Annotated in this window: 21 protein-coding genes and 1 pseudogene; 13 read left to right on the forward strand and 9 right to left on the reverse strand. The window is 60.7% G+C overall.

Annotation, left to right across the window (positions count from 1 at the left end):
• The first annotated feature begins 373 nt into the window (after positions 1 to 373).
• The 3 genes from glcC to hppD all read left to right on the forward strand — a co-directional run bounded on the left by glcC (position 374) and on the right by hppD (position 3,146).
• Positions 374 to 1,147: a transcriptional regulator GlcC gene (gene glcC / locus ACI5GA_RS25110; protein ID WP_404633162.1), complete on the forward strand. Its 774-nt coding sequence runs from the start codon at positions 374 to 376 to the stop codon at positions 1,145 to 1,147.
• A gap of 146 nt (positions 1,148 to 1,293) precedes the next feature.
• Positions 1,294 to 1,926, forward strand: coding sequence for a maleylacetoacetate isomerase (gene maiA / locus ACI5GA_RS25115; protein ID WP_421424713.1), 633 nt, complete (start codon positions 1,294 to 1,296; stop codon positions 1,924 to 1,926).
• 143 nt (positions 1,927 to 2,069) lie between these two features.
• Positions 2,070 to 3,146 carry a 4-hydroxyphenylpyruvate dioxygenase gene (hppD, locus tag ACI5GA_RS25120; RefSeq protein ID WP_404633166.1) on the forward strand — a complete coding sequence of 359 codons (1,077 nt, stop codon included), beginning with the start codon at positions 2,070 to 2,072 and terminating at the stop codon, positions 3,144 to 3,146.
• A 149-nt stretch (positions 3,147 to 3,295) separates the two neighbouring features.
• Here the strand turns inward: hppD and ACI5GA_RS25125 are convergent, their stop codons facing one another.
• Positions 3,296 to 4,090: an IclR family transcriptional regulator gene (locus ACI5GA_RS25125; RefSeq protein ID WP_421424715.1), complete on the reverse strand. Its 795-nt coding sequence runs from the start codon at positions 4,088 to 4,090 to the stop codon at positions 3,296 to 3,298.
• 206 nt (positions 4,091 to 4,296) lie between these two features.
• Here ACI5GA_RS25125 and hmgA point away from each other — a divergent pair, with 206 nt between their 5' ends.
• Together hmgA and fahA are read left to right on the forward strand one after the other, a co-directional pair.
• Positions 4,297 to 5,613, forward strand: coding sequence for a homogentisate 1,2-dioxygenase (hmgA, locus tag ACI5GA_RS25130; RefSeq protein ID WP_421424716.1), 1,317 nt, complete (start codon positions 4,297 to 4,299; stop codon positions 5,611 to 5,613).
• Entirely contained in the window at positions 5,610 to 6,908 is a 1,299-nt protein-coding gene (gene fahA, locus ACI5GA_RS25135; protein WP_421424718.1) for a fumarylacetoacetase, read from the forward strand. The genes hmgA and fahA overlap by 4 nt, the downstream gene beginning before the upstream one ends.
• A 225-nt stretch (positions 6,909 to 7,133) precedes the next feature.
• Here the strand turns inward: fahA and ACI5GA_RS25140 are convergent, their stop codons facing one another.
• From ACI5GA_RS25140 to ACI5GA_RS25155, 4 genes are all read right to left on the reverse strand, one after another.
• Positions 7,134 to 8,591 carry an N-acyl-D-amino-acid deacylase family protein gene (locus tag ACI5GA_RS25140; protein ID WP_421424719.1) on the reverse strand — a complete coding sequence of 486 codons (1,458 nt, stop codon included), beginning with the start codon at positions 8,589 to 8,591 and terminating at the stop codon, positions 7,134 to 7,136.
• 3 nt (positions 8,592 to 8,594) lie between these two features.
• The gene (locus ACI5GA_RS25145; RefSeq protein WP_404633176.1) at positions 8,595 to 9,455 is read right to left on the reverse strand and encodes a MurR/RpiR family transcriptional regulator; all 861 of its coding nucleotides are present in this window, start codon (positions 9,453 to 9,455) and stop codon (positions 8,595 to 8,597) included.
• Entirely contained in the window at positions 9,456 to 10,805 is a 1,350-nt protein-coding gene (locus tag ACI5GA_RS25150) for a gluconate:H+ symporter (protein ID WP_421424721.1), read from the reverse strand.
• Positions 10,806 to 11,078: 273 nt separating this feature from the next.
• Positions 11,079 to 12,059: a GlxA family transcriptional regulator gene (locus ACI5GA_RS25155; RefSeq protein ID WP_421424723.1), complete on the reverse strand. Its 981-nt coding sequence runs from the start codon at positions 12,057 to 12,059 to the stop codon at positions 11,079 to 11,081.
• Positions 12,060 to 12,180: 121 nt separating this feature from the next.
• Between ACI5GA_RS25155 and ACI5GA_RS25160 the strand changes: the two genes are divergently transcribed.
• Positions 12,181 to 12,861, forward strand: a complete 681-nt coding sequence (locus tag ACI5GA_RS25160; RefSeq protein WP_404633182.1) for a DJ-1/PfpI family protein — start codon at positions 12,181 to 12,183, stop codon at positions 12,859 to 12,861.
• Here the strand turns inward: ACI5GA_RS25160 and ACI5GA_RS25165 are convergent.
• Entirely contained in the window at positions 12,858 to 13,478 is a 621-nt protein-coding gene (locus ACI5GA_RS25165; RefSeq protein ID WP_421424724.1) for a TetR/AcrR family transcriptional regulator, read from the reverse strand. The genes ACI5GA_RS25160 and ACI5GA_RS25165 overlap by 4 nt on opposite strands.
• Positions 13,479 to 13,698: 220 nt before the next feature.
• Here ACI5GA_RS25165 and ACI5GA_RS25170 point away from each other — a divergent pair, with 220 nt between their 5' ends.
• Positions 13,699 to 14,793 (forward strand): MBL fold metallo-hydrolase, encoded by a 1,095-nt coding sequence (locus ACI5GA_RS25170; RefSeq protein ID WP_404633186.1) that lies wholly within the window; start codon positions 13,699 to 13,701, stop codon positions 14,791 to 14,793.
• A 201-nt stretch (positions 14,794 to 14,994) separates the two neighbouring features.
• On the opposite strand, the gene ACI5GA_RS25175 is transcribed toward ACI5GA_RS25170, so the two are convergent.
• Both ACI5GA_RS25175 and ACI5GA_RS25180 read right to left on the reverse strand, forming a co-directional pair.
• Positions 14,995 to 16,533 (reverse strand): FAD-dependent oxidoreductase, encoded by a 1,539-nt coding sequence (locus tag ACI5GA_RS25175; protein ID WP_421424726.1) that lies wholly within the window; start codon positions 16,531 to 16,533, stop codon positions 14,995 to 14,997.
• A 93-nt stretch (positions 16,534 to 16,626) separates the two neighbouring features.
• Positions 16,627 to 17,115 carry a GFA family protein gene (locus ACI5GA_RS25180; RefSeq protein ID WP_404633566.1) on the reverse strand — a complete coding sequence of 163 codons (489 nt, stop codon included), beginning with the start codon at positions 17,113 to 17,115 and terminating at the stop codon, positions 16,627 to 16,629.
• 205 nt (positions 17,116 to 17,320) lie between these two features.
• Between ACI5GA_RS25180 and ACI5GA_RS25185 the strand changes: the two are divergent.
• From ACI5GA_RS25185 to ACI5GA_RS25195, 3 genes and pseudogenes are all read left to right on the forward strand, one after another.
• A pseudogene (locus tag ACI5GA_RS25185) lies at positions 17,321 to 18,088 on the forward strand (MCP four helix bundle domain-containing protein); the annotation flags it as partial.
• Positions 18,083 to 18,946: a methyl-accepting chemotaxis protein gene (locus tag ACI5GA_RS25190; protein WP_404633568.1), complete on the forward strand. Its 864-nt coding sequence runs from the start codon at positions 18,083 to 18,085 to the stop codon at positions 18,944 to 18,946. The pseudogene ACI5GA_RS25185 and the gene ACI5GA_RS25190, both read left to right, overlap by 6 nt.
• Positions 18,947 to 19,108: 162 nt before the next feature.
• The gene (locus tag ACI5GA_RS25195; RefSeq protein ID WP_421424727.1) at positions 19,109 to 20,350 is read left to right on the forward strand and encodes an AGE family epimerase/isomerase; all 1,242 of its coding nucleotides are present in this window, start codon (positions 19,109 to 19,111) and stop codon (positions 20,348 to 20,350) included.
• 231 nt (positions 20,351 to 20,581) lie between these two features.
• Here ACI5GA_RS25195 and ACI5GA_RS25200 read toward each other — a convergent pair whose 3' ends face one another.
• On the reverse strand, positions 20,582 to 21,694 hold the full coding sequence (locus tag ACI5GA_RS25200; protein ID WP_421424729.1) for an AbrB family transcriptional regulator: 1,113 nt from the start codon (positions 21,692 to 21,694) through the stop codon (positions 20,582 to 20,584).
• Between the two features lie 104 nt (positions 21,695 to 21,798).
• Between ACI5GA_RS25200 and ACI5GA_RS25205 the strand changes: the two genes are divergently transcribed.
• The 3 genes from ACI5GA_RS25205 (at position 21,799) to ACI5GA_RS25215 (ending at position 24,260) form a co-directional block, all read left to right on the forward strand.
• Positions 21,799 to 22,701: a LysR family transcriptional regulator gene (locus ACI5GA_RS25205; RefSeq protein WP_404633194.1), complete on the forward strand. Its 903-nt coding sequence runs from the start codon at positions 21,799 to 21,801 to the stop codon at positions 22,699 to 22,701.
• Between the two features lie 58 nt (positions 22,702 to 22,759).
• Entirely contained in the window at positions 22,760 to 22,978 is a 219-nt protein-coding gene (locus tag ACI5GA_RS25210; RefSeq protein ID WP_404633196.1) for a hypothetical protein, read from the forward strand.
• 229 nt (positions 22,979 to 23,207) lie between these two features.
• Positions 23,208 to 24,260 (forward strand): LacI family DNA-binding transcriptional regulator, encoded by a 1,053-nt coding sequence (locus ACI5GA_RS25215; protein WP_404633198.1) that lies wholly within the window; start codon positions 23,208 to 23,210, stop codon positions 24,258 to 24,260.
• Positions 24,261 to 24,503: the final 243 nt, after the last annotated feature.

Raw genomic sequence — 24,503 nt, forward strand, 5'->3', positions numbered from 1 at the left:
CCCTGTCATTGTTTTTATTGATGGCCCGTCCCTGACCGGAACGTTCTGCGGCTGACTTGCATCATTGGCCGGAAGGGATTTACTGTCCATGGCAAAACGCACTGGTCGAACCAGTTTTTTTTGGCGTTTGCACAATGTATTTCTATAAAAACAATTTGAATCAAATAGTTATGAAATGTGATGGGACGTTTTGTTGTTGTTGCTGGATCTGGTCATACCAGTTGTCGGCTCGGGGTACCTTGTGGGAGACGGCCGGGCGGCGCTCCGCTTGGTGGCGAATGCGATACATCGGATAAACATGAGTTGACTGTCACACCGCTTTCGCCAGCAAGCGGAGCGCCGCCCGGCCGGCTCCCACAATGAGTGATCTGCCATGGACACCTTCAACACTGAACGCCCACAACAAGTCGCTGACGTCGTCAGCGAACGCATCGAGCGCCTGATCGTCGACGGCGTGCTCAAGGTCGGGCAATCGCTGCCCTCCGAACGGCGCCTCACCGAGAAACTTGGTGTGTCCCGCACCGCGTTGCGCGAAGGGCTCAAACTGCTGCGCGCCCGAGGCATCATCGAAACCCGCCACGGTCAGGGCTCGTTCGTCGCACAGATGGGCGGGCTGGGCATCACCGCTGCCTCGCCGCTGATGCACCTGTTCGCCTCCCAGCCGCGCACGCTGTACGACCTGTTCGAAGTACGCAGCCTGCTGGAAGGCGAGTCCGCACGGCTGGCCGCATTACGTGGCACCGACGCCGATTTCGTGCTGATCACCCGTGCCTACGATGCCCTGGTCGCGGCCCATGATCACGAATTGCCCGCTTCCGAACATGCGCGACTCGATCATGCCTTTCACCTGACGATCTGCGAGGCATCCCACAACCCGGTGCTGGTGCAGACCCTGCGTTCATTGACCGATTTGCTGCTCAACACCGTATTTGCGTCGGTCAACAACCTCTATCACCGTGAAGCCGAGAAGCGTCAGATCGACCGGCACCATGCGCGGCTCTATAACGCGGTGACTGGCAGGCTACCGGAGCAGGCGCGCAAGGCCGCTGTGGCGCATATTCAGAGTATTTGCGACAGCCTGCGGGAGATTGAAAACGAGGAGCAACGGCTGGTGCGCGCGACGTTGCGTCTGGAGGGATGGATCTGATCAGGCAGCGTTGGGCTGTCGGGCCTTATCGCGAATGCATTCCCCCGCAGGTATCGTGTTTACGCTTGACTCTGGGTGATAGATCATTCAGTTTGTTACGCATTGCGTAAACAGTTTACGATAATAACAAAAAGCAGGGCCTGCCCGTGGATCTCTATACCTACTACCGATCAACCTCCAGCTATCGCGTGCGCATCGCACTGGCGCTGAAAGGGCTGGAGGTCAACGCGATTCCCGTCAACCTGATCCGCGACGGTGGCGAACACCGCAAACCGGATTATCGGGCCATCAACCCGCAAGGGCGCGTTCCGGCGCTGCGGGTGGACACGTCTGAGGTGATCATTCAGTCCCTGGCGATCATCGAATATCTGGAAGAGCGCTATCCTGAATCTCCCTTGCTTCCCACCGACCTGATCGAACGCGCGAAGCATCGTGAAATCGCCGCACTCATCGGCTGTGACATTCACCCGCTGCACAACGTGGCCGTGCTCAACCGATTGCGTGGGCTGGGTCATGACGAGGGCGATGTGACGGCCTGGATCGGCCATTGGGTCGGCGAAGGTTTGGCCGCTGTTGAAGCACTGATCGGCGATGATGGCTTCTGTTTTGGTGCCGTTGGCCTTGCGGATATTTACCTGTTGCCGCAAGTCTACGCAGCCCGTCGTTTCAACGTGAACCTGAGTGCTTTCCCACGCATCTGTCGGGTCGAAGCGTTGGCCCTGCAACACCCGGCCTTCAAGGCAGCGCATCCAGATGCGCAAGCTGATAAGCCGGAGTAATCTTTCCTACATGAAAATCTTCGGTCTGCAACTGATCTTTGGCGACTTTCTCGCCCGTAGTGTGCGGGGGATTCCCTGCGCGCCTCCCCGCTGAACAGTGACTTTCGCCGCCGTGCCTTTCACTTTTTAGCAGGAGCAAGACCGTGACCGATCTCTACGACAACCCCATGGGCCTGATGGGCTTCGAGTTCATCGAATTCGCCTCGCCAACCCCCAACACGCTGGAGCCGGTGTTCCAGATGATGGGTTTCACCAAAGTCGCCCACCACCGTTCCAAAAACGTGGCGTTGTACCGCCAGGGCGCGATCAACATCATCCTCAACAACGAGCCGCGCAGTGAAGCCTCATACTTTGCTGCCGAACACGGCCCGTCTGTGTGCGGCATGGCGTTCCGGGTCAAGGACTCGCATCAGGCCTACAAGCGTGCGCTTGAGCTGGGGGCGCAACCGATTGAAATCGCGACCGGGCCGATGGAGCTGCGCCTGCCTGCGATCAAGGGCATTGGCGGCGCGCCGTTGTACCTGATCGACCGTTTTGGTGAGGGCACCTCGATCTATGACATCGACTTCGTATTCATCGAGGGGGTTGACCGCCATCCGGAGGGCGCGGGCCTGCAGTTCATCGATCACCTGACCCATAACGTGTACCGCGGGCGTATGGCGTATTGGGCGAACTTCTATGAAAAGCTGTTCAACTTCCGTGAAATTCGCTACTTCGATATCAAGGGTGAGTACACCGGTCTGACGTCGAAAGCCATGACCGCGCCGGACGGCATGATCCGCATTCCACTCAATGAGGAATCCTCGAAGGGCGCGGGGCAGATTGAAGAGTTCCTGATGCAGTTCAACGGCGAAGGCATCCAGCACGTGGCATTTTTCACAGAGGATCTGGTCAAGACCTGGGACCGTCTGAAGGCCCTCGGTATGCGCTTCATGACCGCGCCGCCGGACACCTACTACGAAATGCTTGAAGGCCGTCTGCCAAACCACGGCGAGCCTGAAGAGGCATTGAAGGCCCGCGGCATTTTGCTGGATGGCACGTCAGAAGGTGGTAACAAGCGGTTGTTGTTGCAGATTTTCTCGGAAACCCTGATGGGACCGGTGTTCTTCGAGTTCATCCAGCGCAAGGGCGATGACGGCTTTGGCGAGGGCAACTTCAAGGCACTGTTCGAATCCATCGAGCGTGACCAGTTGCGCCGTGGGGTGTTGACGGCGGATTGAGGTCTGACAGTCTGCGCTGATCTCTGTGGGAGCCGGCTTTCTCGCGAAAGCGGTATTTCTGTACCGAAGAAGGTGACTGGCCCGATGTATTCGCCAGCGAGCCGGCCCCCGCAGTTCAGCGTCGAAAGTGCGATATTTGGCGCTGCACCTCAATACGCTTTCGGCATTTCCCCACCCATCCGCGCACTGATGGTCTGTGCGGTTTGCAGCAGCTTCTGCGCCACCGCCTTCTGGCGTTCATCGGTCAATGCCGACGCCGAACCTACAACCGTCACCACCCCCACCAGTTTGTGGCCCATGGCGAACACCGGGGAAGACACCGCATTGACGCCTGCCATCAGCAAGCCGTGAATTTGATGCACACCCGTGCTGCGGATTTCCTTGATGTGGCGGTCTGTCTCTTTTAGCTGCTTTGCGTTCAGGTGCGCTGATTCCGCCTCGCGCAGCAGGGCGGTTTCTGCGGGAGAGAGGAACGCGTCGAACACTCGTCCGGTCGATGACCCGAGCAGCGGCAATACCGAGCCAATCTGCGTGACCAGCGTCACCGCGCCCAGCGACTGTTCGAGGTACACCACTGTCGGACCCTTGTTGCCCCACACCGCGAGAAAGCAGGTTTCGTTGATGTCGTCGCGCAGGGCGATCAGTTCCGGTGCGCTGACTTTCAGTACGTCCAACTGGCTCAATGCCGCCAAGCCCACCTGTAACGCTGAACGACCCAGCCGGTAATGGCTGGTCATGGGGTCCTGCTCGGCAAAGCCGCTGTCCACCAACGCCTGAAGGTAGCGGTGCACCTTGCTGGCGGGCATATCGACGTATTCGGCCAGCTTCGACAGCGAGGTGGCAGGGGCCAGTTCAGCGAGTGCTTTGAGAATGCCGACGCCGACCTCGGCGGATTGCACCTTTTGTTGGCGTGGGACTACTGGGGTTGAGGAATCGTCTGTCATGGGCCAAGGCGTCGGTCTGAAAATGCTGCTTTATAGCTTGACCGTCGCGGGAACTCAAATTACGTTATTCGTAATCAATTTACGAATAACATGTTTTCCTTTGTAGCAGCACGGCTTGCCGGCGGTAGCGACAGTTCAGGCGCAACCGTCGGTGAGTCGGAATGCTACGGAGGTATGCAAGCCCTCAATAAAAACAAGAGGTCGAGATGCTCAACACATCCGCACCCGAAGCCCTTCGGTATCAATCCGGCTTTGGCAATCACTTCTCCAGCGAGGCGGTGCCCGGGGGGTTGCCCGTGGGACAGAACTCGCCACAACGTCACCCCCTGGGTCTGTATACCGAACAGTTCTCCGGCACGGCGTTCACCTTTCCTCGTGCCGAGGCACGGCGGGCCTGGCTCTACCGTATCCACCCCTCAGCCGCGCATCCGGCGTTTCAGCGTCTTGAGCGGCAGATCAGCGGCCAGCAACAAGGTCCCGTTACCCCGAATCGCCTGCGCTGGAACGCCTTCGATGTTCCCGTCGAACCCACTGACTTCATCGACGGCCTGATCGCCTTGGCCAGTACCTCCGCAGCCGATCAGGCCGAGGGCGTCAGCGTGTATGTCTACACCGCGAATCAGTCCATGCAGCGGGCGTTTTTCAATGCCGACGGCGAATGGTTGATCGTTCCCCAGCAAGGCCGCCTGCGGCTGATCACTGAGTTGGGTCGACTGGACATCGAGCCTCAGGAAATTGCAGTGATCCCCCGTGGCCTGAAATTCCGCGTGGACCTGCTCGACGGACAGGCGCGGGGCTACATTTGCGAAAACCACGGCTGCGCGCTGCGACTGCCAGATCTGGGCCCCATTGGCAGCAACGGTCTGGCCAATCCGCGTGATTTTCAGGTGCCGGTGGCGCACTTCGAGAACGACCCAACGCCCACGGTACTGATGCAGAAATTCCTCGGCGAACTCTGGGCAACGCAACTGGCGCACACGCCATTCGACGTCGTCGCCTGGCATGGCAACAACGTGCCGTATAAGTACGACCTGCGCGTGTTCAACACCCTCGGCACCGTGAGTTACGACCACCCGGACCCGTCGATTTTCACCGTGCTGACATCTCCGAGCGCCATCCACGGCCAGGCCAACGTCGATTTCGTGATCTTCCCGCCGCGCTGGATGGTGGCTGAAAACACCTTCCGTCCGCCGTGGTTTCATCGCAACCTGATGAATGAGTTCATGGGGCTGATCGACGGCGCCTACGACGCCAAGGCCGAGGGCTTCATGCCCGGCGGCGCCTCGCTGCACAACTGCATGAGTGCTCACGGCCCGGACAACGCCACGGCGGAAAAGGCCATGGCCGCCGACCTCAAGCCGCACAAGATCGAACAGACCATGGCCTTCATGTTCGAGACCGGCAAGGTCCTGCGCCCCAGCCGCCACGCGCTGGAATGCCCGCAACTGCAAAGCGACTACGATGCCTGTTGGGACGGCATCGCCAACACCTTCAAACCTTTCGAGACGGACAGCCAACGATGAGCACTTCCAGACACCTGCGCAGTTGGGTGACCTGCGCCAACGACCACCCGGATTTCCCGTTGCAGAACCTGCCATTTGGCGTGTTCAGCCGCGAAGGCGGCAGTGCAAGAGGGGGCGTGGCTATTGGTGATTTCGTTTTCGATTTGCAGGTGGCCTACGAAACCGGGCAGTTCAAGGGAGAGGCACGGATAGCCGCCGAAGCGGCGCGACATGGGCAGCTCAACGCGTTTTTCGCCTTGGGTGCGGTGTCTCGGCAGGCGCTGCGCCATGCGTTGCTGGATCTGCTGAGTGAAGGCAGCGCGCAGCGTAAAGAACTGGAGATATTGGGCGATGCCTTGCTGGTGCCGATGAGCGAATGCCGGATGCACTTGCCCGCGCAAGTGGGCGACTACACCGACTTCTACGTGGGCATACATCACGCGACCAACGTCGGCAAACTGTTTCGCCCGGACAGCCCGTTGCTGCCGAACTACAAGTACGTGCCCATCGCCTACCATGGGCGCGCTTCGACGCTGCGGGTCTCAGGTACACCGGTCAAACGCCCGAATGGCCAGACCCTGGCACCGGGAGCTGAAGTGCCGTCGTTCGGTCCGAGCAAGCGTCTGGATTACGAACTGGAAGTGGGTGTGTGGATGGGGCCTGGCAATGATGTGGGCGAGCCGATCAATATCCGCGAAGCCGGTCAGCGCATTGCCGGGTTCTGTCTGCTGAACGATTGGTCGGCGCGGGATCTGCAGGCGTGGGAGTACCAGCCGTTGGGGCCGTTCCTGTCCAAGAGCTTCGCCACCAGTCTGTCGCCGTGGGTGGTTACCGCCGAAGCGCTGGCGCCGTTCCGTTGCGCGCAACCCCAGCGCCCGGAAGGTGACCCTCAGCCGCTGGAGTACCTGTTCGATGAACAGGATCAGGCCGACGGGGCGCTGAACATCGAGCTGGAAGTGTTGCTGCTGACGGCCCAGATGAAAGCGCGGGGTATCGCGCCTTATCGCCTGGCGTTGAGCAACACGTTGAACATGTACTGGACGGTGGCGCAAATGGTCACCCATCACAGCGTCAATGGTTGCCAGTTGCAGGCGGGGGACCTGTTCGGCACCGGCACCTTGTCCGGGCCGCAGACGGGGCAGTTCGGCAGTTTGCTGGAGATGACCGAGGGCGGCAAACACCCGGTCGAACTGCCAGGCGGCGAGACACGCACCTTCCTGCAATCCGGAGATGAAGTGATCCTCAAGGCGCGCTGCCGCAAGGACGGGGAGGTGAGTATCGGTTTTGGGGAGTGTCGTGGGGTGATTGTCGGCTGAGTTCCTCAGCTCCGGCATCCTTCATGTGGGAGCCAACTGGGTGGCGAATGCGTTGTATCAGGCAATTCATGTGTTGCTGATTCACCGCTTTCGCCAGCAAGCCGGCTCCCACAGGTTCGGCGTCGCACAAGGGGCTTGGATCCGGCGCGACCATTGTGGGAGCCGCCGCTGGTGGCGAATGCAGTTGGACAGCCAACATGGCATCTCCCGCAGGATCGCGTTTTGTCAGTTGAACCCTGCGACCAACGACCCGCTGCGTGGTAAAAATCGCCCCTGCCGCTCTCCCTGTGGTTTGCCTAGGGCATAACTCAACTGCCCGTTCACCCACACGCCGTCGATGCCTTCGGCAGCGCGTTTCGGTTCCTTGAAATCGGCTACGTCACGCACGGTGTCCGGGTTGAACAACACCAGATCCGCCCAATACCCTTCGCGCACGAAGCCGCGCTCATGCAGACCAAAGCGTGTCGCAGTCAGTCCGGTCATCTTGTGAATGGCCCGGTGCAACGGAAACAATCCCAGGTCGCGACTGAAATGCCCTAGCACACGTGGGAATGCGCCCCACAGACGCGGGTGAGGGAAGGGGTCTTCGGGTAGCCCGTCCGAGCCGATCATCGACAGCGGATGTTTCATGATGTTCTGCACATCGTTCTCGTCCATGCCGTAATACACCGCGCCTGCCGGTTGCAGTTGGCGCGCGGCGTCCAGCAGTGACACGCCCCAGTCGGCGGCAATCTCTTTGAGGTCACGACCGCTTTGATCAGGGTGCGGCGTGGACCAGGTAATGGTGATGCGGAAGGCGTCCGTCACCTGCTTCAAATCCAGCGTCGACGAACTGGCCGCATACGGGTAGCAATCGCAACCGACTGGGTGGCTCGATGCAGCTTTTTCCAGCGAGGCCAGGAGTTGCGGGCTGCGCCCCCAGTTGCCTGCGCCTGCGCATTTCAAGTGAGAAATCACCACGGGCGATCGCGCATGACGGCCAATGTCGAAGGCTTCGTCCATGGCGTCCAGCACCGGCTCGAACTCGCTGCGCAGATGAGTGGTGTACACCGCGCCGAAGGCCGTCAACTCCTCGGCCAGTTGTTTGACCTCGTCAGTCTCTGCCGCGTAGGCCGTGGCATACGCCAGCCCGGTGGACAGCCCCAGTGCGCCGTCTTCCAGGCTTTGGCGCAGTTGTTCGCGCATGGCGCTGATTTCGGCAGGGTGAGCGGTGCGAAACAGGTCGTCCAGATGGTTGCTGCGCAGGGCAGTGTGGCCGACCAGTGCCGCGACGTTGACCGCCGGACGCGCCTTGTCCACGGCGTTGCGGTAGTCGCGAAAGCGCGGGTACACGAATGCTTTGGCGGGGCCGAGCAGGTTCATCGGGTCCGGTGGATCACCCGCGAGCGTCACCGGAGACGCGCTGATGCCGCAGTTGCCGACGATGACTGTGGTCACGCCTTGGGTGACCTTTGGCAGCATGTCAGGCTGGCGAATGACCACAGTGTCGTCGTGGGTGTGCACGTCGATAAAGCCTGGTGCCAGCACGCGGCCTGCGGCGTTGATGTCTTCGTTCGCCGAAACGCCTTTCAGATCGCCGATGCGCTGGATGCGCCCGTCACGAATCGCCACGTCGGCGCGAAAGCCTGGGGTGTCGCTGCCATCGATCACTAGCGCGTCGCGAATGATCAGGTCATAAAGCATGGGTCAGTCTCCAAGCGGCAGGCCGTCGTCGCCGCCGCGGTAATCGTCGAGGGCCAGCTTGATGCGGCGCAGGCGTTCCTGATTGTCATCCGGAGCGATCAACGCCAGTTCGGTGGCCAGCACGTCGAGGGTCAGCAGCATGCCGTAGCGCGCCGCCGTGGGTTTGTAGATGAAGTTGGTTTCAGCGATCTGCAACGGCAGCAGTACGTCGGCCAATGTCGCGAGAGGCGACTGGGGAAGGGTGATCGCTACGACTTTCGCGCCGTAACTGCGTGCCAGTGTCACGGCATCCAGCAGTTCCGGGGTCAGCCCGCTCAGCGAGCAGACGACCAGACTGTGATCAGGACCGAGGGTGGCGGCGATCAGGCGCATCATCACCGGGTCGCGGCAGGCGGCGATCGGGTAGCCCAGGCGCACGAGGCGGGTTTGCAATTCGTCGCTGCACAAGCTGGAGCAGCCGCCCATGCCGAAACTGTGGATCATCCGCGCCGGGGCGAGCAGGGCGACGGCAGCCTTGAAACGGGCGTCGTCGAAGCCCGCCAGATGCTGGCGCAGAGTGGATTCGATGTCGCCGACGATCTGGCTGAAAAACGCCGACTGTTCCGGCGCCTGTTCCGGTTTGAGAAAACGGCTGCCCACGCCACTGGCCTGCGCCAGTTGCAGGCGCAGGTCGCGCAGGTCCTTGCAGCCCACGGTGCGGGCGAAGCGGGACAGGGTCGCGCTGCTGACTTCGGCGCGGGCCGCCAGCTCGTCGAGGCTGGCGCTGGCCGAGAATGCGACGTCGCTGAGAATCAGTTTGGCGATGCGGCCCTCTCCAGCGCTGAAGGAATCCTGACGGGCGCGGATCTGATACAGGATGTCCACTCAGATCACCCGCGCCAGACCGAGGGTGAGGACGAACGCGATGATCGAAATCAGCGTTTCCAGCACCGTCCAGGTCTTGAAGGTCTGTGCCACGGTCATGTTGAAGTACTCCTTGATAAGCCAGAACCCGCCGTCGTTGACGTGGGAAAAGATCACCGAGCCTGCGCCGGTCGCCAACACCAGCAATTCGGGATGCGGATAGCCCAAGCCCATGGCAACCGGCGCGACGATGCCGGAAGCGGTGGTCATCGCCACCGTGGCGGAACCGGTAGCAACGCGCATCAGGGCCGCGAACAGCCAGCCCATCAGCAGTGGCGACAGATGGAAATCCTGGGCCAGACCGACGATTTCGTTGGTCACGCCGCTGTCCACCAGAATTCGGTTCAAACCGCCACCGGCACCCACCAGCAAGGTAATGCTCGCGGTCGGAGCCAGGCACTCCTGGGTGAACTTGAGGATGGCATCGCGATTGAAGCCTTGGGCGATACCCAGGGTCCAGAAGCTTAGCAAGGTCGCCAGCAGCAGGGCGATCACCGAGTTGCCGACAAACAGCAGAAAGCTGTTGAGCGCGCTGCCCGGCGTCGAAATCAGGTTGGCCCAGCCGCCCAGCAGCATCAGGAAAACCGGCAGCAGAATGGTCGCCATGGTGGTCGCGAAACCGGGCAGTTGTTTGCGTGGTTCACGGTCGAGAAACTGCCTGGCCAGCGGGTTTTCATCGGGCAGATGAATGTGCGGGACGATGAGCTTTGCGTAGACCGGGCCCGCGATGATCGCGGTCGGGATGCCGATCAGGATGGCATAAAACAGTGTCTGGCCGACGGATGCCTGATACGCCTGCACTGCCAGCATCGCGGCCGGGTGTGGCGGCACCAGCGCGTGCACCACTGACAGACCGGCCACCATCGGCAGGCCAACCATCAGGATCGATACCCCAACTCGACGCGCGACGGTAAAGGCGATCGGCACCAGGAGCACGAAGCCGACTTCGAAGAACAGCGGCAGGCCCACCAGAAAGGCGATGCAGACCATTGCCCAATGCGCGTTGCGCTCACCGAAGCGGTCGATCAGCGTGCGCGCCACCTGCTCGGCACCTCCGGATTCGGCCATCATTTTGCCGAGCATCGTGCCCAGTGCCACCACCAGCGCGATGTGGCCGAGGGTCTTGCCGACACCTCCTTCATAAGAGGTCACCACGGAGGCGGCAGGCATCCCGGCGACCAGCGCCAGGCCAACGGACACCAAGGTGATGACGACAAATGGGTTGAGGCGAAAACGGGCGATCAGCACGATCAGGGCAATGATCGCGATGGCGGCATAGACCAACAGGGACAGGCCGGTAGAAGGGGGCATGCAACGGTTCCTTGCAGAGAAAGTGGAGGTCAGGCAGTGCGGCGACGGCGTTCAGTCCGGGCGCAGACCTGCGATGAAAACGGTCTCGGCAGTGGGCGTTGCGAAAGGTTCAGGGCATGAAGCAAGGGTCGAAAGGCGACGATCACAGGCAGGCATTATTTTTATCTCTGATTTCGTGATGAAAATTAAATTACACGAAAATCGATAAAAATATCAATTTATGAAAATTAATTTCTTATTGGCCATGCGGCGACTGACCACGGGCAACGCAGATCACCCCGCACTGAACCGCTCCCGATACGCTTGCGGCGTGACGGCCACGGTGCGCAGGAAACTCCGACGTAAGGTCTCTTCAGTGCCAAACCCGCAGCGATCGGCAATCCGCTTGATCGGCAGCGCGCTGTCCCCCAACAACCGGCGTGCAGCTTCAACGCGCAATTGCTCGATGGCCCGGGCCGGGGTGTTGCCGGTGTGGGCGCGGTAGTGGCGCACGAAGCTGCGTTCGCTCATGCCCACTTGCGCCGCCAGCGTGGCGACGGACAGGTCGCTGGCCAGGTTGTCCAGCATCCAGGCATGCAGATCGCCAAAGCGACTGTCCTGGCTGCGGGTGGTGTGTTGCAGCGACAATGCAGTGCTGAATTGCGATTGGCCGCCCGGCCGTTTGAGAAACACCACCAGATCCCGCGCCACCGCCAGCGCCACGGTCCGCCCCAGATCGGCCTCGACCATCGCGAGCGCCAGATCGATGCCTGCCGTTACGCCGGCGGACGTCCACAGCGCGTCTTCGTTGATGAAAATCGGTTCGGGATCGACCTGCAACGCGGGGTAGCGTCGGGCCAGCTCCGCGCAACTGTCCCAATGGGTCACCACGCGATGGCCGTCCAGCACGCCGGTTTCAGCCAGCAGGAAGGCGCCCGTGCAGACGGAGGCCACCCGACGCGCGCGTACTGCCTGAGCCCGAACCCACATGAGTAAATCCTTATCCTGCAACGCCGTATGGACACCTCGGCCACCGGCGATGATTAGCGTGTCGGATGCGGTTGTCGGCAGTGGATACGTCAGCAGCCCAAGACCTGCGGATGACACGATGTGGCCGTGCTCGCGGGCGATGACCGTGGGCGAGTAGGGGGCAGGCAACCCGTGCTCCGCCGCATGCACGTTGGCCGACGCGAACACTTGCAGCGGCCCGGTGACATCCAGCAACTGCACATTGGGGAACGCCAGAATGTGAATGGGTTTGGGGCTGTGAGCCATGGCCGTTCTCGATCAAAAGGGTTGGCGTAATCTGTGGGGTTAATGGCGTATCTGCCAAAGCGTATCTGGCTACAGTGAATCCGTCCAATGACTCCCTCACATCCACCAAGGAGCGACCCCCATGACGCTGCACATCGGCCTGTTGGTATTTCCCAAGGTTCAACAACTGGACCTGACCGGTCCTTACGACGTTTTCGCCAGCACGCCCGGCGTGACCGTGCACCTGGTCTGGAAGAACCTCGACCCGCTGCAATCCAGCACCGGGCTTGGGCTGCAACCGACCGTGACGTTTGCTGACTGTCCTGATCTGGACGTGATCTGCGTGCCGGGGGGCGTGGGGATCGATGCCTTGCTGGAGGACGCGCAGACGCTGGCGTTCATCCAGCAGCAGGCGAAGAACGCGCAATACGTCACGTCAGTGTGCACGGGCGCGTTGGTGCTCGGCGCTGCGGGGTTGCTGAATGGCAAGCGCGCGACGACCCACTGGGCGTCCCACAGCCTGCTGGAACAATTCGGGGCGATTCCTGTCAAGGACCGCGTGGTACGGGACGGCAACCTGATGACCGGGGGTGGCGTGACGGCAGGCATCGACTTCGCTCTGACGTTGATTGCCGAGATTTTCGACGCCGACACAGCCCAGGCCATCCAGTTGCAAATCGAATACGCCCCTGCGCCACCGTTTAATGCAGGCCGTCCGGACACCGCACCGGAACAGGTGTTGGCGATTGCCAGAGAGCGTGCCGAACCTGGCTTGCAGGTGCGCCGGGAAATCGTCGGGCGGGTGGTCGCCGCCAAGCGTTAAGCCGCTGGGCGGATTTCATACCAGCAGAGAAACAGGTCCAGTGCGGATTCCACCACGGTGACCTGTTTTTCGAGGGTGAGCAGCGGCTCGTTGAGGGTGACTTGCGGCCAGAAGGCGAACGCTTTGAGCAAGGCATGGATTTGCGAGGCGGCAAAACCCGGCTCGACGGCTTTGAGGCGGCCGTCCTGTTGTGCGCCGCGTACCCAAACGGTGAAGGTTTCTTCCCGCTGATTGAGGCGGTTGACCCAGACTTGCGCCCGCTCAGGGGAGTGAATCGTCGCGCCGATGGCCACCCGCGCCAGGTCGATGAAATTGCTGTCGCCCAAGGTGCTCATCTTGGCATTGAGCAGTTCGCGCAACTGGTCGCGCAACGGTACGCCGGGCCGGTAAGCGGCGTCCGGCTGCGCGGCGGCGCTGGCCCACAGACGCTGCAACATTTCCGAGAACAGCTCTTCCTTGCTCGGGAAATGGTTGTACACCGTGCGCTTGGAGACTTCAGCCCGGGCAGCGATGCGGTCCATGCTGGTGACCTCAAAACCGTTATCGCGGAATTCGGCAATGGCCGCCTGCACGATGGATTCACGTTTTCGGTCGGTCAGGCGCGTCGGGGCTGTCATGTCGTCTCTTCTGAGAGGTGATGCTGACCTTGTGGGCCGCCAGCAGGAAAATTACACCGAGCAGTTTACTTCTCTTTGGGATTCGTGCAAGCTAGAAACTACACTGTGTAGTGTAAAAGCCTGTTACAACTTCCCGCTTACTTCTTTCTGTCGTATGCAACATTCTGCAATGCGTCCGCCACTGCAGAAACCTCCACCCGTTTCATGGAGTCAGCACCTCATGGCCTCGATCGAAAAAAACCTCGATAACGCTCCTTCGTTGCCGGTCCTTGCCCGCGAAGAGGGTCGCTACCGCAATCACAAGCCCATGCAGCGCTCGGGCTTCGTCAAGACGCTGCGCATCTTCTGGAATGCCATGGTCAACAAGCCTCGCCACACGCGCCCCGTGGGTGAGATTCCGGTTCAGCCGCTGTCCCGTCAGCAACTGCTGGCCGCGCCGAACAACACGGTGTATCGCCTGGGGCATTCGACCGTGCTGCTGAAACTGCGTGACCAGTATTTCATTACCGACCCGGTGTTCGCCGAGCGCGCCTCGCCCGTGCAATGGGCCGGGCCACAGCGCTTCCACCAGCCTCCGATCAGCCTGGAGGACCTGCCGCCGCTGAAGGCGGTGATCCTGTCCCACAACCATTACGACCACCTTGATCACATGACCATTCAGGTGCTCAAGGACAAGGCCGAACATTTCATCGCGCCACTGGGTGTGGGCGATACGCTGATTGAATGGGGCGTGCCCGCCGAGAAAGTCCAACAGTTGAACTGGTGGCAGTCCACCGACATTCACGGCATCCGTTTCGTCGCTACACCGGCTCAGCATTTTTCCGGCCGCAGCCTGCGCGACGGCAATCAGACGTTGTGGTGCTCGTGGGTGATGATCGATGGCGAGCAACGGATCTTTTTCAGCGGTGACACCGGCTATCACCCGGGTTTCAAATTGATCGGCGAGCAGTACGGGCCGTTCGACCTGACCCTCATGGAGACCGGCGCCTACAACGTCGAGTGGCCGGATGTGCACATGCAACCGGAAGAAACCCTGCAAGCGCACATTGACGTGCGCGGCAAGTGGTTGTTGCCCATCCATAACGGCACCTTCGATCTGGCGATGCACGCCTGGCATGAACCGTTCGACCGTATTCTGGCGCTGGCGTGGGATCGCAGCATTTCCATCACCACGCCGGAGATGGGCCAGCCGTTCTATCTGCAATACCCCAGTCGGGGCGAGGCGTGGTGGATGAAAGTCGAGAAAGCGGTCGAGGTTCAGGCGCCGTGTCAGCACAAGCGTCGGTGTAATCGTCAGCCAGCGACCAGTCGATGAACATCAAAAGCGGGGTCAGGGTTTGTCCCGATTCTGATCCCCGCTGACAGGCTCGTTTTTCTCGTGTCCAGGATGGCGAGGCTGTTCCCCTTGTTGATTAGCCTGCTTGTGCCGTTCATCGATTTTTCCGGCATTTTGGGGTGTGTGTTCGAGGTCTTCACGGTTCGATTCATGTGACATCTTCGCTTCTCCGTTTTGTGTTCAGGCACTGATCTGTCGGATCAACATGACGGCTTCATCCTTGAACAATGGCTGTTTCATTCGTTCCGCCAACATGGCCACCTCCCGCTCTCGTTCGCAGCCGACCACTGCCTTTACCGCACCTTGATTGCAAATCAGCGCGAGGAAGTCGAACGCTTCGGGATCTCCCAGGTAAACGATGTCATCCCATGCATCGGCGTGGCCGAGGTAATCCAGACGTTTTTCCACCTGCTGGGTCCAGAAGTAGGGGACATCGCTGTAGTTGTCTTGCCCACCCAGCATATTTCTGGCCGCTATGCGCGCCTGCTGCTGCGCCAGCCGCCAGTGCTCGATGCGTTTGGACTGGCCCGCGAGCGGGAAGGTCACGATGTCGCCTGCGGCCCACAAATCCTTACCTGCGCGCATGCCTGAGTCCACACTCAGCGAGCCGTCTTGATCTCGTTGGATACCATCGACGAATTGAGTGGCAGGGGTGACACCGATGCCGATCAGGGCCAGGTCGACTGGCAAGCGTTCGCCGTTGCTAAGCACCGCAGTGGTCAGCTGTCCATGATCATCGCTTTCGAAACGGCTAACATCGACATGGGTGCGAAATAACACGCCGTTCTGCTCGTGCAACGACCGAAGGGCTTTGCCGATGCGCTCACCCAATTGCCCGGCAAACGGAATTTCATGACGGGCCAGCACGGTGACGTTGACGCCGTGTTTGCGTAGCGCAGAAGCCGCCTCTAGTCCGATGAAACTGTCGCCCACAACCAGCGCGTGACGGCCGAGCTGCGCCGCGTGCAGAATTTTTTCTGCATCGTCGCGGCAGCGCAGGGTCAACACGTGCGCAAGGTCTGCGCCAATCAGCGGCAGGGTACGGGGATCGCCGCCCGTGGTGATCAGTGCCGAGTCGTAATCGAGGCGCCGACCGTCCGAGAGGGTCACCCGTTTGTTGAGGGCATCGAGCTTCATCACCTCACCCTGAATGCGCTCGATGCGTTGATCAACGTAGAACGCATCTTCCCGTAAGGCGGGCGTTTCATCTGGGGGCATGTCGGCGGCCAGCACGAATTTGCTCAACGCAGTGCGGTCGTAACCCGGTGAGTGTTCGCGATCGATCAGCAATACTCGACCGTTGAATCCCTGTTCTCGCAGTGCGCAGGCCCCGGCGGTTCCGGCGGCACCCGCGCCGATGATGATGAAGCAACGATCGTCGTCGGCGAGGGCTTCTGGTCTCGGTTCCACGGGCTGGTCGTCGACGTGTACCTGATCTTCGATGACTTGCGTCGGATAGCGCGTCAGGGCATCCAGCGCAGGCGGCTCGCACAAATGGCCATCGGAGACCGCGAACTCGGCCTTGTGCCACGGGCAGATCAGATGGCCGTTGCACACCGCGCCCTCTGCCAGTGGCGCGCCAGCATGGGGGCACTCGGCCTGATAGGCCCGAACTTCTTCACCATGCCAGACCAGTACGAGCTTTTTCTTCCCCACTTCAACCTGAATGCCGCGATCCCGACGAAGATCGGCCAGGCTGGCGACTCGATGCATTGGCATGTGCTTATCCTCCCAGGCTTTCTGTTGGGAGTCGGCGGGTCGTGGAGAGGTTCAGAGAATTTGCCGAGCAAGCTCACTCCTACAGAGAAGGGGTCAACGCTCCAGCCCCAACCGCTCATGCCATTGGGCAATCGACTCCTCAGGGTACCGTTCGAATTGCAGGTCGTTCGGCCCTGCTTCCACTTCCACCCAGGACGCTTTGGAGTCCAGCAACAGGTGCGTATGTTCCGGCGGCGTGGGCAGAGGGGTGTCGATGGCCGAAGCGAAAGGGTGAATCAGTTCCGGCCACTCGGGGCTGAACAGCCACAGACCGCTACCGCAGTGTTTGCAGAAATGCCGTTCGGCGCTGCTGGTGTGTACGTGCTTGTGTTCGTCGTCACGCATTTTCGCGTGGTAGATCGCGATGCTGTTTTGGCCTTTGACCTTCAGGCTTTTCGCCTCGCCACCCAGGTTGATCGCGTAACCGCCACCGCCCTGAGTCTTGCGGCAAATCGAGCAATAGCAACGCTGATAAGGGTAGGGGTGGGCGCAGGTCAGGCTGAACTCCACCGCCCCACAATGACAGGAACCTTCCAGATGCATGATTCGTCTCCCGTGCTGTTGATCGCTGTCTTTCAGGTCTAGACCGCTCAAGGACGAGGGGTTCGATGTTTCGTCGAACAGGCGTTCGGATTCTTCATCTGACGGCGACTCAAGAAGCGCCTCGCGGCGTCGATAAGCGGTAGTCATACGATGACTTTGCGACGCCGTCACACCTACACGCCCCCAAAATAACGAGCCTACGGTCATGAATCTACGCAACCTGACCATCGCCCGCCGCGCGGGCCTTGGATTTACCCTGATTTCCCTGCTTGTTGCGCTATTGGGCTGGTTTGCCCTCAGCCAGATGTCCACCATTCGCCAAAGTGAGGTGGCGGTCGAAAGCAACTGGATGCCAAGCATGCGTCTGGTCAATGACATCCGCGAGGCCATGCTGCGCATTCGTACGATTTCCCTGCGCATGGCACTGGACCCGGATCCGAAGAATGTCAGCGTCTACAAAGGGCAGATGGACGCCCGCGCCAAGGTCTTGGCTGACAAGCTCACCAGCCTCGATAAATTCATCGACACCCCCGAGGAAAAGGTCCTCTACGACAAATTCCGCACCACCCTGGCCGACTATCAGCGTGGGCTGGCGCAATCCTTCGTGCTCGCTGACAGCGGTGACCTCAAAGGCTTGAACGCCTTGTTGCTGGTGGACATGAAAACCACCGTCGACAACTCCGGTGCGCAGTTGGGGGATCTGGCGGATTTCTACTCTCATCAGGTCGAGCTGGAAGGCACGGCGGCCGAGTCGCAATACGGCCATTCACGCACCATCGTGCTGGTCTTCGTGTTGATCGCGGCGCTGGCCACAGTGATCCTCGCCCTGTGGCTGACTCGCAGCATCATCCTGCCGCTGGAGGACGCCGTCAGCGCCGCCGAGTTCGTGGCCAAGGGCGACCTGACCCACGACATCCGCGTCGAAGGCAAGGACGAAGTGACGCGCTTGCTCAGTGCGCTGCAACAAATGCAGAACAACTTGCGCAGTACCTTGAGCCTGATCGGCAGTTCAGCGAGCCAGTTGGCGTCGGCGGCCACCGAACTGAATTCGGTCACCGAAGACAGCCATCGCGGCCTGCATCAGCAGAACGCCGAGATCGAACAGGCCGCCACGGCCGTCAATGAAATGACCTCGGCGGTGGAAGAAGTGGCGCGTAACGCGGTGTCCACGTCCCAGGCGTCGAGCGAGTCCAACGAAGCGGCTCAGGACGGTCAGGCTCGGGTGATCGAGACCGTCAGCTCGATCCAGAACCTCTCCAATAACGTGCAGCACACCTCGGTGCTGGTGCAGACCTTGGCCGACCAATCGCAAGACATCGGCAAAGTGCTGGACGTGATTCGCTCGATTGCCGAACAAACCAACCTGCTCGCGCTGAACGCTGCCATCGAGGCGGCTCGCGCTGGCGAGTCGGGGCGCGGTTTTGCCGTGGTCGCCGACGAGGTTCGCGCATTGGCCCACCGCACCCAGCAATCGACGCTGGAAATCGACAAGATGGTCTCCACCATGCGCAGCGGTTCCAGTGAAGCGCTGGAATCGATGCTGGTCAGCCGTTCCCGAGCCACTGAAACCCTGGAGCTGGCGCAAGGGGCGGGTGAATCGTTGAACCGCATCACTTCGTCGATCAACCAGATTTCCGAGCGCAACCTGGTCATCGCCAGTGCCGCTGAAGAGCAGGCGCAGGTGGCGCGGGAAGTGGACCGCAACATCGTCAACATTCGTGACCTGTCGCTGCAATCGTCGTCCGGCGCCAACCAGATCAGCGCGTCGAGCAACGAACTGTCGCGACTGGCCGGGGAGTTGAATCAGGTGGTTGCGCGTTTCCGGGTGTAGCGTTCGCCTCGTTGTAGGCGCGAGCAAGCTCACGCCTACAGAATCTTTAGCTTAAAGGATTCACCTCATTCACTTGCCTGCACCCGTCTGTGGCTTGCATGATTCGACCCGTCTAATAATTCCTGGCGGGCCGAACCTGCCGAGCAGAAAAGGTGACGAGCAATGGACGATGTGAATCGCGGTTTCAGCAGTTGGTTGCGCTCCCCAGGGCACAAGGCCTGGCTGGCGCAGGAGGGTAACCGGCTGTTGGGCTTCGCCAAGGCAGCGAAGATGCACCAAGGCTTCGGCAATCTGGATGACGTGGGTCGGCTGCCTGCCGACGCAGTCGCTGAAACCATGAACACCGCACGCATGACCCACAGTTTCGCCATGGCCCATATCAACGGCATTCCCGGTTGCGCCGAGCTGGTGGATCATGGCGTTGCCGCGTTGGCGGGCCCCTTGCGTGATGCCGAGCATGGCGGCTGGTTTGCCAAACCGGCAGACAAGGGTGGCGATACCGGCAAAGCGGCTTACCTTCACGCCTTCGTCGCCCTCGCGGCATCTTCTGCCGTCGTCGCCCAACGACCAGGTGCCAAGGAACTGCTGGAGCAGGCGATCCATGTCATCACCCAACATTTCTGGAGCGAAGAAGAAGGTGCCATGCGCGAGTCCTTCGCTCGCGACTGGAGTGATGAAGAAGCCTATCGCGGCGCCAACAGCAACATGCACAGTACCGAGGCCTTTCTCGCACTGGCCGATGTCACCGGTGATGCACGCTGGCTGGATCGCGCGTTGCGCATCGTCGAGCGGGTGATTCATCAACATGCGGCGGCCAACGATCATCAGGTGATCGAGCACTTCACCCTGCAATGGCAGCCGGTCCTGGAATACAACGCTGACAAGCCGGACGACGGTTTCCGCCCTTATGGCACCACGCCCGGTCACGCTTTCGAATGGGCACGCCTGGTGTTGCATCTGGAAGCGGCCCGGCAGAAAGCCGGATTATCGACGCCTGCGTGGTTGCTGGAGGACGCGCGGGGGCTGTTCGAAAACGCCTGTCGTTACGGCTGGAACGTCGATGGCCTGCCGGGTATCGTCTACACCCTCGACTGGGAAAACCGCCCGGTGGTGCGCCATCGCCTGCACTGGACCCACGCGGAAGCGGCGGCAGCGGCAGCGGCCTTGTTGCAACGGACCGGGGAGCAGTCGTACGAAACCTGGTATCGCACGTTCTGGGAATTCAACGAGACCTTGTTCATCGACCGAGAGCACGGCAGTTGGCGCCATGAGCTGAACCCGCAGAATCAACCGAGTGCCGATATCTGGGCGGGCAAGGCGGATCTGTATCACGCCTATCAGGCGACGTTGTTGCCGGTGCTGCCGCTGGCGCAGAGCCTGGCGACGGCGTTGGCGCGGTTGTAATCGTGCGCTGATCCCATTGTGGGAGCCGCCTGGGTGGCGATGCGTCGTGTCAGACACACCAAAATTGACTGATCCACCGCCTTCGCCAGCGAGCCGGCTCCCACAGGGTTCAGCGTCGAACACAAGATCCGGATCCGGCCCTATTTCTGTGGGAGCCGCCTGGGTGGCGAATGCAGTTGACCAGTCAACCAGAATCTCTCGCAGGGGATGCGTATCGCCGCATCTGAAGCATCACGCCAACCGCCGCGTCACCCGAATCACCTGCCGCGCAATGTACGCGCCGGTCACGATCACGCCGAACAGACGCAGGGTCTGCATGGCCAGGACGAAGCCGACATCGGAGTGGGTGTCGATGGCGATGATCGCCATGGCGTCCAGACCACCGGGGCTGGTGGCCAGGTACACCGAGAGGAAATCCTTGCCCATCATTTCGGCGATGACCCAGGCAGAGAGGGCGCAGAGCACGATCAGGATCAGCGCGCTGCAAATCATCGCGGGCAGGCGCCGCCACACGTAGTTGATCGTTGCCCGGTCGAAGCGCAGGCCGATGTAGCTGCCGATGGCGCCATAGGCAATCGCCAGCAACCAGGTCGGCATGACGATCTGCAACACGCCACTGAGCTGCAATGCGCCGCCCAGAATCAGTGGTACCAGCAATGCACCCGCAGGCACTTTATTACCAAGGGTCACACCGACCACGATCACCAGCAGGCTCAGCCCCAGATGCAGCAGGTTCACGCCTTGCAGCAGCGCATCGGTGCTGTGAGCGTCGGTGCCTCCGGCGTCAGCGCCGATCAGGCGGCTGACCAGTGCTCCGACCATCACCACGCACACCACGCGCACGTACTGCATGGTCGCCACCACGCGGGAATCCGCACCGTAATCCTCGGACATGGCCACCATCGCCGATGCTGCGCCGGGTGAGGTGCCCCAGGCAGCCGTGCTGCTTTGAATCCCGCCCCAGCGCGCCAGGCCGATCCCGACCACCGCACTCAGCACGACGGTCAGTAAGGTCGCGAACACCATCACATGCCAGGACTGCATCGCCGTGAGCAGCACACCCATCGTCATCGAGTGGGCCACCAGCACACCAACCGCGCCTTGACCCAGGCGAAACACATGCTTGTTGAGACGGATCGAGGCACCGGACACGCCAAAGGCGATCGCCACCAGCATCGGCCCGAGAAACAGCGCAGCGGGGACGTGAAAGAATTTGAACAGCTGACCGGCGCTACCGGCCAGCAGGATTAACAGACACCATTGCAGCAGCGGGTGAAGGCTGTCGAGGGAAAACGAAGCGGGGTGTGCCGAGGTGTTGCGAGACAAGGAGGATCTCCAGAGCATGGGCGGTTTCCTGATGGAGTGCGGTCCAATGGCGGAAATTATCGACAGCTGAATCGATCAAGTCTATTTTCTAATAATCATGAATTGATAACTTTGGTTGATATATGGACCTGCGTGACCTGACCTATTTCGACACCATCGCCGAACTGGGTCATCTGGGCCGTGCCGCTGAAAAGCTCAATCGCAGCCAGCCTGCGCTGACCAAGAGCATTCAGCGCCTGGAAGAGTCGTTCGGCACCAAACTGTTTCAGCGCGACGGGCGCCGGATCAAGCTCACCCCGGTGGGAGAGTTGTTGCAGGCGCGGGGCAGGATGCTGCAGCAGAGCATCGCCCAGACTCAGCGTGAGGTCAGGGATTTTGCCAGCGGTGCAGTGGGGGAAATTCGTCTGGGATGCGCTTCGACCATGGCCGAGTACCTGCTGCCGGAACTGACCAATGCGCTGCTCAAACGGGCGCCCGACATCACCTTGAAACTGGTGATTGGCCAGGACGACATGCTTCGTGAACAACTGCGTTCCGGGCACTTGGACATGATCATCTGTGCGCAGCGGGGCGTTGAAGACGAATTCAACGCGCACCCGATCCTCACCGACGAAGCGGTGGTGATCGCCAGCCGCAATCACCCGATTTTCAACGCGCCATTTCAGATGAGCGACCTGTGCAACTATCGCTGGGTGTTGCCGCCGCCAGGGGTGTCGTCGCGCATCTGGGTCGACGAAGCCTTCGCCCGCCACAATTTGCCGCTGCCGGTGGTGCAGATCGAGGCCAACTCCATTTCCCTGCTGCCCAGGTTGATCGCCCAGACCAGCCTGCTCAGCTTCATCGCCCGGGAAACGCTGGAATATGGCAAGAACATGCAATATCTGCGGGAAGTGCCGCTGGACAATACCACCATGACGCGAACCCTTTGCGTCATCCTCCGTCGCGAGGGATACCTCTCACCCGCCGCCCACGCCATGGCGCAAATGCTGCGCGACAATGGCGGCGCGTTTTTCAGTTGGGTGTGACAGCCACGGATTCTGGAGTAGCCTTGAAGTGGAATTAAATCGTTGGGAGATTGAAGCCATGCAGGTAGTGCCACACGCAGTGACTCAACATTTTTTTGCACCGCTGTTTTTGATTGAAGATGAGCAAGACCGGCATTTCGGCGGTGATCAGTCGCCGCTCAATGACTCCGACGCTGACGAAGAGACCGATCCGGGAGAGCTGGACCTGGCGGATCTGGGGCTGGATGAATTTGCCGATGCGGACAAGCTGGATATTGGCTCGGCGACGTTGGGATAGTGGTGGTTGAACAGTCTTTTTCGCCACCAAGGCGGCTCCCACAGATTCGGCGTGGAACGAAAAATCTGGATTCGGCGCAATCACCGTGGGAGCCAGCCACCATGGAGCCTCCCGCAAGCCCTGAACGTCCCAACCCCGTGCGCCCACGCCCCAGCTTTGTTAAATTCCCTCCCGGCCCATCCTGCTCTTGGGACGTGCCCGACCCCCTGCGTTGACCTCGGAACTCTCCATGCCCAAAAAACCGGGCCGGTCGGCTGACCCTGTGTCGTCGTCCGAGCCGAAAAAAGCTGCCAGTCTGACCCTGATCGATGTCGCCAAAGTCGCCGGTGTGTCGCCGATGACGGTGTCGCGGGCCTTGAGTCGCCCGGATTTGGTGAGCGAGAACACCCGCGAAAAAGTCCGTGAAGCGGTGCGCAAGACCGGCTATGTGCCGAACATGCTGGCGGGCAGTCTGGCGAGCAACAAGAGCCGATTGGTGGCGATCTTTCTGCCAACGATCGCCAACTCGATCTTCGCCGACACGGTGCAGGCGCTGATGGACCGCCTGACCCAGGCGGGTTATCAGACGTTGCTGGGCTTGACCGGTTACGACGCCGAGCAGGAAGAAAAGCTGCTGGAGGCCGTGCTGGGACGTCGTCCTGACGGCATCGTCTTGACCGGTACGTTGCACACTGAATCCAGCCGCACACGTCTGGCTCAGGCCGGGATTCCAGTGGTCGAAGCGTGGGACTTGAGTGAAGACCCCATCGACATGCTGGTGGGGTTCTCCCACGAAAAGGTCGGAGAAGAAACCGCGCGGCATCTGTTGAACAAAGGCTATAAGCGTTTTTCCGTAGTGACCATCAGCGACCCTCGGGGCTTGCGTCGTTGCCACAGCCTGATCGCTGAATTGAAGCGGCACGGCATCGACGACGTGCCGATGGAAGTCCTCGCGCCGCCCGCCACCCTGCAGGTCGGGCGGGAAGGGCTGGCGGGTTTGCTGGACCGCGGTGTTGCCACCGATGTGGTGGTCTGCAGTTCGGACACCGTGGCCCAAGGCGTGCTGGCCGAAGCGGCGAGTCGTGGCCTGCGGGTGCCGGAAGATCTGGCGGTCATGGGCTTTGGTGATCTGAGCAGTGCCGCGCAGGTGCATCCGGCGCTGTCCACGGTGCGCGTGGACGGTAATCGCATTGGTTTGCAGGTCGCTCAGGCTTTGCTGGATCGCTTTCAGGAACACAGCTCCAGCGCCCAACCCGTACGCCTCGACACCGGCTTCACCCTGATCGACCGCGCCAGTACCTGACCCTCTGCGACCGCTCTATGTGGCCCCTCCCTCCCAACCTAGCGCCGCTCCCACAGAGGAGAGGCGTTTGCCGCACAAACCGACAAACGCGGTATTGAATGATTGCGCAATCAGTGTAGTATTTTCGCCAAAGGCAGACGTTCAACCAGCGCAGTGCCTTTTTTATTGAGTTTCAATGATTGCGCAATCATTGCAATTCCAGTGCTCAAATCAGGGCCAAGACAACACAGCCGTCCGTGCTAC

The organism is Pseudomonas sp. Pseu.R1 (assembly GCF_045764065.1).
Classification (GTDB): domain Bacteria; phylum Pseudomonadota; class Gammaproteobacteria; order Pseudomonadales; family Pseudomonadaceae; genus Aquipseudomonas.